Consider the following 12360-nt stretch of genomic DNA (forward strand, 5'->3'; position numbering starts at 1 on the left):
GATGGCTGTTACGATTTCCAGCGCCTGTATTTCGTGTGGCACATGTGTTGATACATGCCCGGTTAGCGCCCTGTATTTAGGCCCGGACAAATGTGAAGTAGACCCGGCAAAATGCGAAGAATGCCAGGAATGTATTCCCGTATGTCCAACGGAAGCGATTAGCTTGCCGAATCCGACCAAGAAAGCCGTATCGAAATCTTCTCCGGCAGAAGCGGCTGCCTCAACGGAGACGGTCGCGCTGCCAAAGCAGGATGAAGTGAAGCATGCGGCGCAGGAACCCATCGCCATGATTGAAACAAAGGCACCCACGAAAGCGAAGAAGCCGACAGATAAGTTTGCCGATTATGAAGGGGTGTGGGTGTTTATTGACCAGACGGACGGTAAAATTGCAGGCGTTTCGCTGGAACTGCTAGGTGCAGGGCGCCGGCTTGCTGATAAGTTAAATGTGCCGCTTTCCGGATTTATACTTGGCTATCAGATTGAGCATTTGGCACAGACGTGTTTTGAATATGGCGCGGACGTTATGTACATGATTGATGACCCACTTTTGAAAACATACCGTTCCGAAACGTACATGAAAGGGACGGTAGACCTGTGCAATAAATACAAGCCGGAAATTATTTTGTACGGAGCCACCACGAACGGCAAGGATTTGGCCAGCGCCGTGGCGACAGATCTTGCGACCGGCCTGACCGCCGACTGTACCATCCTTGATGTAAACGTAGAGAAACGGCTTCTGGAAGCGAGCCGTCCCGCTTTTGGCGGTAATATCATGGCGACCATTCTTTGCAAGAATCACCGCCCGCAGATGGCGACAGTCCGTTCCAAAGTGATGAAAGCGCTCGAACCGCAGCCGGGGCGTACCGGTGTTTTGATTCATGAGCCGTTTGGCTTGCGTGAGGACGATGTAAAAACGAAAGTACTAGAAATTGTACGTGAGGCTGGAAATAGGGTAAAACTGGATGAAGCGCACATTATTGTCGCTGGCGGAAAAGGATTGGGCGACGCACGAGGTTTCCGGATTTGCTATGAATTGGCGGAAGTGCTTGGTGCGAGCGTTGGTGCCAGCCGGGACGCGGTGGAAGCCGGATGGATTAGCCATCAGCATCAGGTCGGGCAGACCGGGGTGACTGTTACGCCAAAAATTTATTTTGCGATCGGAATTTCCGGAGCCGTGCAGCATGTGGTGGGTATGCAAAATTCCGAAATTATTATTGCGATCAACAAAGATCCGAATGCACCTATTCATAATGTTGCTACGTACAGCATTGTCGGCGATGCGTTTGAAATTGTGCCGAAACTGATTACAGAGTTCAAAAAAGTGGTCAAAGGTGGTGAAGCGGTCAATGTCTGAGAAGTTTGACGCGATTGTTGTTGGCGCCGGCCCGGCTGGAACGTCTGCCGCGTATACGATGGCGAAAGCCGGATTGAATGTGCTAGTAATTGAAAGAGGTGAGTATCCAGGTGCCAAAAACGTAATGGGTGGAGTGTTGTACCGCCATCAGATGGAAGAAATGATTCCCGGTTTTTATAAGGAAGCGCCGGTCGAGCGTCCGGTTGTGGAGCAGCGTTTTTGGTTTTTGGGCGAAGAGTCTGTATTTACAGGTGGATACAAAGGTCTGGAATGGGCGAAAGAACCGTACAATAATTTCACCGTTCTGCGTGCTAAGTTTGACCAATGGTACGCAAGCAAAGCTGTTGAGCAAGGCGCTTTGCTTATTAATGAAACGGTAGTGACAGAATGTATTGTGGAAGACGGACGGGTAGTTGGTGTGCGCACGGATCGTCCGGACGGCGATGTATATGCAGACGTTGTGGTGCTCGCTGATGGGGTAAATTCGCTTCTCGCTAAATCGCTTGGGTTTCACAAAGAGTTTAAGCCGGATCAGGTGGCGCTGGCGGTGATGGAAGTGCTCAATCTGCCTGCGGAAAAAATTGAGGATCGTTTTAACTTAGAGCCGAATCAGGGTGCGACAATTGAAATTTTTGGCGATGCGACCAAAGGTGTGCTGGGAACAGGCTTTATTTATACGAATAAAGAAAGCATTAATATTGGTGTCGGCGCGACATTATCCGGAATTATTAAGCATAGACTGCGTCCGTACGATTTGTTGGAGTATTTAAAAAAACATCCGATTGTTCGTCCGTTGATTCGCGGTGGAGAACCGATGGAATACGCGGCGCATCTGATTCCGGAAGGAGGTTTCCATGCGATGCCAAAAATCGTAGGCAATGGTGTGATGGTTGTCGGTGATGCCGGACAGATGGTTAACAGCGTTCATCGTGAAGGAAGTAACATGGCGATGACATCAGGGAGACTCGCGGCGGAAACGATCATTCTTGCGAAAGAGGCAAATGATTTTTCAGAGAATATGCTGGACACGTACCGCGTGCGTTTGCTTGATAGCTTCGTCGGTCAGGATCTCAAGAAATACAAAGATGCGACACATACGTTTGAAAACTATCCGCAGTATTTCAAAGAATATATCCCGATGATTAACAAGGCGGCCAGTCAGTTCTTTACAGTGGACGGCGTGCCCAAGAAAGAAAAACAGAAGAAAATACTGAAGAGTTTGATGGAAAGGAAGAGCAAACTGAGCATGGTGCAAGATATTTATCGTGCATGGAAGGTGATGAAATAATGGATATCATACCGCGTACAAATACGATTGAAGAGAAACAATATCTGGTGAGATTCAGGGCGGATACGCAGTCACATTTGCATGTGCTGGATCACGACATTTGCGCGACGAAGTGTCCTGATAAGCTGTGTACAGTGTTCTGTCCAGCGGAAGTATATAAGTGGGAAGGCATGCGAATGGCGGTCGGTTACGAAGGTTGCCACGAGTGCGGCAGCTGTAGAATCGGCTGCCCATATCAGAACATTAAGTGGGAGTATCCGAAGGGTGGTCACGGCATAGTGTTCAGGTTGGCATAGGAGGAATAAGTAAAAGACAAAAGAGGGTTACTGGGTCTATTCATTACACGCACGCCGCTAGGTTTTATGAGCATCATGGGATTAATCGCCTTGGCAGGCATTGTTGTACGCAACGGTATTGTACTGATTGAGTTTATTGAAGATTCGAGGCAGGAAGGAATGGATGTAAAGGAAGCGGTTATCAAGGCCGCATCCGCCCGTTTCCGTCCTAATAAAACAACACCCAAGAACTATCAAAGATCATGAGCCGCCTGTTTAACCTTCTGCGGAAAAACGGGTGGAAATCCCATTGATACGGGAAGAAAATGGTCTTTGATATATTGGGTGTTGTTTATTATTATACCGCTTCTGCTTGTAAGATAATGAATGTTCAGGTTAACGCAATTTGTTTATTTAATGTATTCATTGCTAACCAAAATATTGGAAATCACATCTGTCGGAATCGTAAATTCGACAGTACCCATATAGCCGGGCGCGACATCGTATTTATTAAAAGAAATTACTAATTTCCCATCTTTGTTTATATAAAAATTCTGGTTCTTCGCAATACTTTTAAATTCCATACCGGGTATGACTTCCGGTCCTCCAGGGTAAGAAACCCAATAGACTTTCCCGGGATCCGCTTTCATTTGTCGTATCATCTGTTCCTTGATATAGTTACTGATCACCGCAATATAAGAGTCATCTTTGAACAAGCTGGGCAGCGTAATTAAAATCTGCTTTTGCTTGTCGATCGTATCGAATTTTAATGTTGTTGAGGACGATCCTACCGTATTTACAACGTATCTGCTGATGGATAGTATTTTCTCATTATTTGTTTTCACTTGGTATCCGCTATCTATACCTAAATGACCGCCACCATTCTTTTCTAAACTGTCCATTTGAGCCTTGAAATCGGCATATAGCTTTTTATTTTCTTCAAGATATTTTTGATTCAAACCATTTTCTAATGATTTATTTTCCAAATTAGCAACAGCAGGTACTTTTAAATCTGCATGATAATTTTTATCCTCTATTTTAAATTCTCTAAAAGTAAACACCTTCACAATATTTGCGACAACGGGCACTTTTGAAAAAGCATTTGCTATCGTTGGACTACTATTAATCCCTATTACAAATACAATAGCCGCCGCTCCTGTTCCAGCAAGACATTTCAAAAGCCTCTTTCTTCTTTTTCTTTGATTTAATGCTTTTTTCACGACAAAATCTAGTTCATTAGGGATAGGTATATCCATATATTGCTTTTTTAATTGCTCCAACTTTTTATCCACCCTACTTTACCTCCTCAACGGATTCAGCATTCATTTTGACACGCAGTAGTCGAAGAGCCTGATATAACCTGGTTTTTATGGTGTTTACATTTTCATCCAACACATCTGCAACTTCTTCTATTTTCAAATCTTCAAAATATCTAAGCACGACGACACTTCGATATTTGATGGGTAAATCATCCAATGCTCTTTCTAAATCAATATTGTTATAAACATCATTTATTCCTGGGCTATAGGACTCCAGTGTTTCTTGGTCTACAATATAAACCTTCTTTTGTTTCCTCAAGAAATCTAAAGAAGTATTCACAACAATTCTATAAAACCAACTCTTAATCGCTTTAGGGTTTTTAATTGTTTGTATGGATGATATAGCCCTATGAATAGAGTCTTGAACGATATCCAGAGCATCCTCAGAATTTTTTACGTAGCTATAAGCTAATCGATAAATATTTTCCTTATTTTCTGTTATATACCGAATGAGTGAGTTTTCTATTTGTTTCATTAAACTAAAAACTCCTTTTTCATACGTATCCATTATTTATTGTCTTACATTGTATAGACGAATGAAACAGCCTAAAAAGTTTTTAAACAAAGCAACCATTTAATAGAAGCAGCGAGAAGTCTTCTTGATTCAGGAGGTGGCAGCGCTTATAAATGCAATGCTTACCACTTCAATTGGTGTCTTTTCTAACACATGAAGACGGATCGTTTCCCCGAGAATCCGTACCTGATATCCTGTTATGAGAATGAAATAGATAATCAGCGCGATACTGAGAATGGTGCCGATAAATCTCCCAGCAATGATTTGATTGTACTGATAGAAAGTCTGTCCAGGAAACTGCTGGCTCAATTTGGCGGCAACATATCCGAAGAACAGGGAAAGAAAGCCACCCAGAAGTACCGAAATCCAGGCATCAGATGTTCCGCTCTTATCGACAACGATGCGTGGTAAAACAAGAATACTTACCCCAATAGTAAAATGAGCCACGGTTAAAGCTGTCTGTGTTGGTGTGATTCGATCTTTCGGGTGAAGAATCATGGCAGGGCTCCTTGTATTGCGTCTTCGTTCCTCTTGTTCTGAATTTACGCTTTTACGTTAATATCTACAGGTCTTTTTCTAAAACGTTTATCCCAGTCTTTTTTATTTTTTCCTACATATGAGAGAAACATGTAAGACGTATAGAATTTTTAATTCCAGAAAGAATGTCCGGTAGTACGCAAAATGTAGACAAGCCAGGTTAATTAAGGCTGGCTTATTCATTTATTGAATCGGGAATTTCGATTCGGGAGATTTCCAATAATTAAACGACTTCTTTGAATTTAACTTTTTTCACGTTTACATGCGTGGCATTATCGGATATTTAGTTGACAAGTCGTTGTTTATTTGTAATTATTATAAAAAGATAATGATTGTGGAGGTGTTATATATGACGATTTATAATTTTACTGTAAAAGACATTACCGGAAAAGAGATTAAACTGGAACAATATAAAAATAAGGTAGTAATGATTGTGAATACAGCAAGCAAGTGTCGCTTTACCACCCAATATAATGATTTGCAGAAATTGTATGATCGTTATCATTATCGTGGATTTGAAATTTTAGGTTTTCCTTGCAATCAGTTCGCAGAGCAAGAACCGGGCACTAATGAGGAAATTCAAGCATTTTGTCAACTTAACTATGGTGTGAAATTTCCGCTGTTTGAGAAAATAAAGGTACGAGGGCCTCAAGCACACCCGCTGTTTACATATTTAACAGAGCAAGCACCGTTTATGGGATTTGACTTTACTCAGATAAGCGCAAAATTGCTTCATACGTTCTTGCAGGAAAAATTTCCTGAATTTTTAATTGGTGACTCTATCAAGTGGAACTTTACAAAATTCCTGATAGATAAAAATGGCTATGTCGTGAAAAGATTTGAACCAACTGTGGAATCGATAGATATAGAAAAGGAAATTGAAGCTTTATTATAAAGTTAATTTTATATACATTTGTTTTAGGTATTGAAATGACAAATATTGATGATGAAACGGACTGCGGACGCTAACGACCCAAGAATTCCACGCTTTCAAGCGTGTGGAGTGTCAGTTGTTAGAGATAAATTCCATGTTTTGGCCGTTTCTTATCCGGGTATAAAATAAGATAGGGAGTGAATTGTCCATATGAGCAAATACCCGGAAAAATGTAAAAAATTGTATGATAAGAAACGGCAGACAAGGCTTAACCGGACGCTCAGCGAATTGCGCAAGGAATTGGAGAAGCCGATTTGGAAAGATATTATTAAGAAAAGTGGCAAGTGAAAAAGCACCGGAACATCCGGTGCTTTTATTGTGCGTTCCAAAGCAGGCAACGCAAGCGCGTTATGACGCCGGGCGGCGTTCGCGGAACAGCAGGCTAATGCAGTACAGCCCTGCCAAACCAATGAGAGAATACACAATACGGCTTACAACAGAACCTTCACCGTTAAACAAACCTGCTACCAAGTCCCATTGGAATAGACCTACAAGCAGCCAGTTGAGAGCTCCGATGATAACAAGAATAAGGGCCAAACGATCCATGATGCATTCATCTCCTTTCTAAGCCTGTACTTTCAGTATGTCCATTTTTTTCGTCGATAATCAGAAAGGAGAACATATCCATAAGACATTCTTATTTTTTGTTTAAGCGCGGAGCGATGACGCGATCGAAAAAGCGCGGAAACAGGTGAAAAAGAATAACGCCGATGCGCATATAACGCGGGATTATCGCTTCTGCTTTGCGGTTATGTATGGTGCGTAGAACGCTTTTTGCCACAGTTTCCGGGGGTAGCATAAACGCTTCTACACTGCGCCGGTATTCTCCGCTTTGGTCGGCGCGTTCAAAAAACGGGGTTTGCACCGGACCGGGGTTGACTAGCGAAATCGAAACACCGCTCCCCTTCAGCTCTTGGCGTAGGCTTTCCGTAAAGCCAACGACGGCGAATTTACTGGCAGTGTAGCCGCTTGACTTCGGCGTGGCTAATTTTCCGGCTACGGAAGCTACATTAATAATATGTCCCGATTTTTGTCCGAGCATATGGGGAAGCACCGCTTTTGTGCAGCGCACTGTTCCCAGATAATTCACGTCCATCATGTTTGCTATGTCTTCGAGCTTTGCCTCCGAAAATGGAGCAAAAATGCCGAAGCCTGCGTTGTTGACCCAGATGTCAATCTTTCCGTATCTGCATATGATTTTCTGAACAATATCGACAATCTGCCTATCCTTAGTTACATCAAGCCTATAATAGCCGACATCGGGCGCGCTATGCTGAAGGTTGTCTGCCAGGGCGCGCAACGTATCTACGGAGCGGGCCAGCAGCACGGGCGTCATTCCGGATTCAGCGGCCAGGATGGCGGTTGCTTTTCCGATGCCGCTGGAAGCTCCGGTAATGACGATTACTTTTTTGTTTTTTGTCGTCATTTTTCACATTACCTCCTGTTCATAGTTTTGACGGTAAAGTGCTAATTCCTGCTTGTCAGCTAAGTGAAAAAAGTCAGTACTGGAAATTTGACAATATGTGTCACATTTCGTTTATGGACGAATAGACTATAGAAGACTACCTTTGCGGGGAGGGCTTTTCATGGAATTTGCGAAGCAATCGGTGGTTATCACCGGGGGAGCTGGCGGTCTGGGCAAGAAAGCGGCACAGCTGTTCGGTGAGCAGGGAGCGTACGTTATTATCGCAGATATTAATAGCGAACAAGGTGAACAAGTCGCCGCGGAGTTGGGGAAAACGGGCGTGAATATTGACTTTGTTCAGGTGAACGTCGCCGATGAGACATCAGTGCAAGCATTGATGGAAGCGGTTAAACAAAAAGCGGGCAGGCTCGATATTCTTATCAATAACGCGGGAATTACACAGGACAGCATGTTGCATACATTGACAAAAGAAAAATGGGAGCAAGTCATTGCCATTAACTTGACTGGAGTATATTTATGCACAAAAGCAGCGGTGCCGCTTATGCTTGAGAACGGCTACGGGCGCATTATTAATACTTCATCCGTGGTTGGCCTATATGGTAATATTGGGCAGACGAATTACGCGGCAACAAAAGCGGGTATCATCGGGTTAACCAAGACATGGGCGAAGGAGTTAGGCGGAAAAGGCATTACGGTAAATGCAGTAGCGCCTGGATTTATTAGAACGCCAATGACAGAAGCTGTGCCTGGGAAAATCTTAGAAATGATGCGGGCGAAAGTACCGGTGCAGCGCCTGGGCGAACCGGAAGATATCGCGCGTGCCTATATGTTTCTAGCGTCGCCTCACTCTTCCTATATTAACGGAGCTGTGCTTTCTGTGGACGGAGGAGTTGTTCTATAATTTTCTCTTTTCAAAATCTCCTCCATCTTCTACTATGTATATATTATTACAAAGTTAGATGGAGGGGAATTTATATGAACAGCAAATTGGCAAAAGGGTACGGCGCGAAGCAAGAAATGATTAACAAATTTGTGGATAAGCATGCGGCATGGACAGTAGAAGTGCGGCGCTACCTCCATCAATATCCGGAATTGTCGCATCAAGAATCAAAAACGGCGCGGTACATTCGCGAACAGCTTGAAAGCATGGGGTTAGCCGTGCGGTCTTATACAGGCAAAGATGTCGTCACCTACATAGAGGGAACAGCGCCTGGCAAAACGGTAGCATTGCGTGCTGATATTGATGCGCTCCCGATTCAGGAAGAGACGGGACTTCCATATGCATCGAAAAATCCGGGCATTATGCATGCGTGCGGGCATGACGGTCATACCGCGATTTTATTGGGAGCGGCGCGCGCATTAACGGAAGCGAAGCTATTGTTTGCTGGCCGGATTAAACTTATTTTTCAGCATGCTGAAGAAGTGGTACCTGGCGGAGCATCCGAATTGGTGGAAGCCGGCGTTTTGGAAGATGTAGATGCTATTTTTGGTTTGCATTTGTGGCAAAATTTAGAGGTTGGTCTTTTAGGTACCTGCTCTGGCCCGATCATGGCTGGTTCCGATTCCTTTACGATAAAAATTCAGGGGAAAGGCGGACATGGTTCGATGCCGCATCTGACGGTTGATCCGATTGTCATTGCGGCTCATCTTGTCACACAGATACAGACGGTAGTGAGCCGTTCTCTTGATCCATTATATCCAGCGGTCGTGAGTGTAGGGCAGATTCATGCCGGCGACACGTACAACATAATTCCGGACACTGCGCAACTGCAAGGAACGGTACGCTATTTCCACCCGGATGTACAGAAAGAAATTCCAGCGATCTTAGAGCGCTTGGCGAACGGCGTGTGTGCGTCATTTGGCGCGACGGCAACGTTTGAATATGTGGAAGGTGATCCTTCTGTTGTTAATGACTCGCGAATGAATAATATCGTAGAACAGGTGGGATGTACAGTGCTGGGGAAAGAAAATGTGCGACCAGCTGTTCCGAGCATGGCAGGAGAAGACTTCTCTTATTATCTGCGGCAGGTGCCTGGCGCGTATTTTTTCCTGGGTATCCAAGGAGACGAGGCGGCGTATGGCCACCATCACCCTCGCTTTACTATTGATGAGCGGATGCTTTCTGTCGGAAGCAAACTTTTGGCAGGTATCGCTCTTATGTATTTAGACCAGCAAGCGAAGTAGGCGCAGATAAGTTGGAAGAAACATGAACGCATGCGTGGAAGCGGAAGGGCACACCCTATGTAATAGGGAAGGGCTGTTCGCTTTCACGCGCCGGCTCTCCCTTGATTTAGCAAAAGGGGGGGTTTTTATGCCACAAGGTGTAAAATGCAGCGTTTCAAACTGTACGTACTGGGGACAGGGAAATAATTGTGTGGCTGAAGCCATTATGGTTGATATTGACCGTCACGCAGATACGAATTATAAGGAAGAAATTGGGGAAATTGGGATTTCTTCAGATCGACAAGAAGTAGCCCAATATTCCAGCGAGACGTGCTGTCATACGTTTAAGCCGAAACAAAAAGCATAATAAGCCCGAATATTCCAGCGAAAGAGATGAGAATGGGCATGAAAAGAACAAAACGCCGTGATAACATCATTTTGTTCCCGTTTCGGGAAGAAGTAGCCAGTGAATTTCATGTGCCGGCTCCGTCGCGCCGCATAATTAAACGGCGGAGAAGTCGGCAAGGAGATTTGGAAGCGGGCGAACGGAAGAAAGCAGGTGGAACAGGACTGGGCGTTCTGGGACTTATTATGAGTCTGCTTGCTTTTTTTATGATGCCAGTTGCGCTTGGGATATCCGGTTTTATCGTCGGATACATTGCCGCAATGCGTGGTTCTGGAATTGGAAGATGGGCGATGGGACTCGCTGTTGTTGCTGTCGTTTTGCCTTTGTTTTTGCGTGTATTTTACTAATGTATTGATCAGATCAGCCGGATTCTTAATCCGGCTTTTTGTCGCTTAAGAAATACGGCCGTTGCCTACCCGATGCCTACCATAAGGAAAAGAGGAAGTAAAGAATACGTCTCTTCCTTCTCCGCGCCTTTTGACTTTCCAATTATTATAATATTGAAACTTTATGCGTTTTCCTGCGTATGGACATAATAAGAAAAATTTCTTGACTTAACCGTAAGGAGGCAATCAATCATTGGCGGAGACAAAAAAGAAAAGGCGCGGATGGGGTGCGCTGGGGGGACTGATTGGATTTCTTGCGCTCTTAGGCAGCAAACTGAAATTTTTGCTTCCCTTATTAAAAATGGGCAAGTTCGGAACAACCATCTGGACAATGGCGCTGTCAGTCGGGGCTTATATGCTGATTTACCCGTGGACATTTGCGATCGGGCTTGTTATTATGCTGTTTATTCATGAAATGGGACATGTATGGGCGGCCAAACGCAAAAAACTACCCGTTTCCGTCCCTGCTTTTATTCCGTTTTTGGGGGCGTTGATTACGATGAAAAAGCAGCCAAAAGACGCGGAAACGGAAGCGTACGTGGCACTTGGTGGTCCGCTTCTGGGTACGATTGGTGCGGCAGCTGCGTTGTTTCTGGGGATTGTTACCGGTTATCCGGTGCTTTATGCTATTGCAATGATCGGTTTTTTTCTTAACTTAATTAATCTGCTTCCGATTCATCCGCTCGATGGAGGGAGAATTGTAACCGCGATTTCCCGTTGGCTTTGGGCGTTTGGGCTAATTGGCGGACTTATTATCATTTTGTATTTGAAAGCGATTATTTTCCTATTGTTCTGGGCACTATTCGCTTGGGAGTTGTACGATAAATATATACGTAAGAGGAAAAAGGAGCGAAACGGCTCCCGGTTGCGGAAAGAGTATGTATTTTTATGGATTCCGGTACAGCAATTTGATGAGAAAGGGTTATTTATTCCGGCAGCCGAGCATTGCCGTTCTCTGCCATTTACACATGTAGGAGATATGGCGGCAAAGCGGGATATGCTGAAGATTGACTATCCGGGAATTGAAGAAACGAAAACGTTTGAATATACGTCCGGGCTGGTGCATAATGCGCAGCTTGTGAAAACAGAAATCGCAAATGACCAGGTGAAGATGACAGTTGAGCTTACGGTGGAACCTTATAAAGAGGAGCAGGGCTTGATTCGGGATGACAAATATTATGAAGTGTCGCCGCGCACTCGCTGGATATACGGTCTCGCTTACTTTGGGCTGGCGATTGTGCTCGGTCTTTTGATGGTGTATACATCGGTAAAGATTCCGCAAATTCCGCTCGCAGGATAAATGCCAAAAAGGGCCGAAACTTTTCCGCTGCATGAGTTTCGGCCTTTTATTTATGCGTTAGCCGTTGTATACTTCGGTGAGAAATACATCGGTATCCAAGCGTTCGAATCCTTGAATGGGTTGTTCCTGAAGTGCTTTTAATTCACGTTGCAGTCGAGCGATCTCTGCTTCCATTTTTTTTAGTTTTTCTACTTTCACCATTACAGTCATATTAATCTCTCCTTTATTTAAATATTCAGAAAAAATATTGAATTTTTCTGCAATCTTTTGTTGAAAATTATGAAAAAGAAGACTATGAATTTTTAATTTATTGAAAAATATAATAGCAAGCAAGGTTTCATTTGTAAATAGGTTTTTTAAATGTAATCGTTTGCAAAAAAGAAAAATAAAGAATGCACAGGGAGAAGGGATAGATTCGTCAATAACTATATTTTCTAAACAAAAATAAATGTGCTATG

General features: G+C 43.9%; 16 protein-coding genes and 2 pseudogenes. 12 read left to right on the forward strand and 6 right to left on the reverse strand.

From position 1 onward, the window contains the following. Nucleotide 1: 1 nt before the first annotated feature. The 5 genes and pseudogenes from BLR88_RS20065 to BLR88_RS05750 form a co-directional block, all read left to right on the forward strand. Nucleotides 2–145, forward strand: a pseudogene (locus BLR88_RS20065) (DUF362 domain-containing protein); the annotation flags it as partial. Nucleotides 146–286: 141 nt separating this feature from the next. Further along, the gene (locus BLR88_RS05735; protein WP_236782033.1) at nt 287–1354 is read left to right on the forward strand and encodes an electron transfer flavoprotein subunit alpha/FixB family protein; all 1068 of its coding nucleotides are present in this window, start codon (nt 287–289) and stop codon (nt 1352–1354) included. Then, a complete protein-coding gene (locus BLR88_RS05740; protein ID WP_057899536.1) occupies nt 1347–2642 on the forward strand; it encodes an FAD-dependent oxidoreductase in 1296 nt (431 codons plus the stop codon). The genes BLR88_RS05735 and BLR88_RS05740 overlap by 8 nt, the downstream gene beginning before the upstream one ends. After that, nucleotides 2624–2938 carry a ferredoxin family protein gene (locus BLR88_RS05745; RefSeq protein ID WP_082706066.1) on the forward strand — a complete coding sequence of 105 codons (315 nt, stop codon included), beginning with the start codon at nt 2624–2626 and terminating at the stop codon, nt 2936–2938. The genes BLR88_RS05740 and BLR88_RS05745 overlap by 19 nt, the downstream gene beginning before the upstream one ends. A gap of 24 nt (nt 2939–2962) precedes the next feature. Next, a pseudogene (locus BLR88_RS05750) lies at nt 2963–3148 on the forward strand (efflux RND transporter permease subunit); the annotation flags it as partial. A 179-nt stretch (nt 3149–3327) separates the two neighbouring features. Here the strand turns inward: BLR88_RS05750 and BLR88_RS05755 are convergent. The 3 genes from BLR88_RS05755 to BLR88_RS05765 all read right to left on the reverse strand — a co-directional run bounded on the left by BLR88_RS05755 (nt 3328) and on the right by BLR88_RS05765 (nt 5248). Continuing rightward, nucleotides 3328–4209: a DUF3298 and DUF4163 domain-containing protein gene (locus BLR88_RS05755; RefSeq protein ID WP_204244839.1), complete on the reverse strand. Its 882-nt coding sequence runs from the start codon at nt 4207–4209 to the stop codon at nt 3328–3330. A gap of 1 nt (nt 4210) precedes the next feature. Continuing rightward, nucleotides 4211–4711: an RNA polymerase sigma factor gene (locus BLR88_RS05760; protein WP_091260156.1), complete on the reverse strand. Its 501-nt coding sequence runs from the start codon at nt 4709–4711 to the stop codon at nt 4211–4213. Between the two features lie 129 nt (nt 4712–4840). After that, on the reverse strand, nt 4841–5248 hold the full coding sequence (locus BLR88_RS05765) for a GerAB/ArcD/ProY family transporter (protein ID WP_091260158.1): 408 nt from the start codon (nt 5246–5248) through the stop codon (nt 4841–4843). A gap of 388 nt (nt 5249–5636) precedes the next feature. On the opposite strand from BLR88_RS05765, the gene BLR88_RS05770 reads away from it, so the two are divergent. Next, nucleotides 5637–6182 carry a glutathione peroxidase gene (locus tag BLR88_RS05770; protein ID WP_057899532.1) on the forward strand — a complete coding sequence of 182 codons (546 nt, stop codon included), beginning with the start codon at nt 5637–5639 and terminating at the stop codon, nt 6180–6182. A gap of 189 nt (nt 6183–6371) precedes the next feature. Further along, entirely contained in the window at nt 6372–6509 is a 138-nt protein-coding gene (locus tag BLR88_RS19415; RefSeq protein ID WP_156424080.1) for a hypothetical protein, read from the forward strand. Between the two features lie 60 nt (nt 6510–6569). Here BLR88_RS19415 and BLR88_RS05775 read toward each other — a convergent pair whose 3' ends face one another. Together BLR88_RS05775 and BLR88_RS05780 are read right to left on the reverse strand one after the other, a co-directional pair. After that, nucleotides 6570–6767 carry a DUF378 domain-containing protein gene (locus tag BLR88_RS05775; RefSeq protein WP_057899531.1) on the reverse strand — a complete coding sequence of 66 codons (198 nt, stop codon included), beginning with the start codon at nt 6765–6767 and terminating at the stop codon, nt 6570–6572. Nucleotides 6768–6858: 91 nt separating this feature from the next. Continuing rightward, complete coding sequence (locus tag BLR88_RS05780) at nt 6859–7647, reverse strand: SDR family oxidoreductase (RefSeq protein ID WP_057899530.1); 789 nt, start codon at nt 7645–7647, stop codon at nt 6859–6861. Nucleotides 7648–7807: 160 nt separating this feature from the next. On the opposite strand from BLR88_RS05780, the gene fabG reads away from it, so the two are divergent. The 5 genes from fabG to BLR88_RS05805 all read left to right on the forward strand — a co-directional run bounded on the left by fabG (nt 7808) and on the right by BLR88_RS05805 (nt 11902). Further along, entirely contained in the window at nt 7808–8548 is a 741-nt protein-coding gene (fabG, locus tag BLR88_RS05785; RefSeq protein ID WP_091260160.1) for a 3-oxoacyl-ACP reductase FabG, read from the forward strand. A 74-nt stretch (nt 8549–8622) separates the two neighbouring features. Then, on the forward strand, nt 8623–9831 hold the full coding sequence (locus BLR88_RS05790) for a M20 metallopeptidase family protein (RefSeq protein ID WP_236781891.1): 1209 nt from the start codon (nt 8623–8625) through the stop codon (nt 9829–9831). A 127-nt stretch (nt 9832–9958) separates the two neighbouring features. Further along, nucleotides 9959–10177: a DUF1540 domain-containing protein gene (locus BLR88_RS05795; RefSeq protein ID WP_057899528.1), complete on the forward strand. Its 219-nt coding sequence runs from the start codon at nt 9959–9961 to the stop codon at nt 10175–10177. A gap of 38 nt (nt 10178–10215) precedes the next feature. Continuing rightward, nucleotides 10216–10563 (forward strand): DUF4190 domain-containing protein, encoded by a 348-nt coding sequence (locus tag BLR88_RS05800; protein ID WP_139184921.1) that lies wholly within the window; start codon nt 10216–10218, stop codon nt 10561–10563. A gap of 232 nt (nt 10564–10795) precedes the next feature. Continuing rightward, complete coding sequence (locus BLR88_RS05805; protein ID WP_057899526.1) at nt 10796–11902, forward strand: site-2 protease family protein; 1107 nt, start codon at nt 10796–10798, stop codon at nt 11900–11902. A 57-nt stretch (nt 11903–11959) separates the two neighbouring features. On the opposite strand, the gene BLR88_RS19420 is transcribed toward BLR88_RS05805, so the two are convergent. Continuing rightward, complete coding sequence (locus BLR88_RS19420) at nt 11960–12112, reverse strand: hypothetical protein (RefSeq protein WP_156424079.1); 153 nt, start codon at nt 12110–12112, stop codon at nt 11960–11962. Nucleotides 12113–12360: the final 248 nt, after the last annotated feature.

Source organism: Aneurinibacillus thermoaerophilus (assembly GCF_900099925.1).
Lineage (GTDB): Bacteria > Bacillota > Bacilli > Aneurinibacillales > Aneurinibacillaceae > Aneurinibacillus > Aneurinibacillus thermoaerophilus.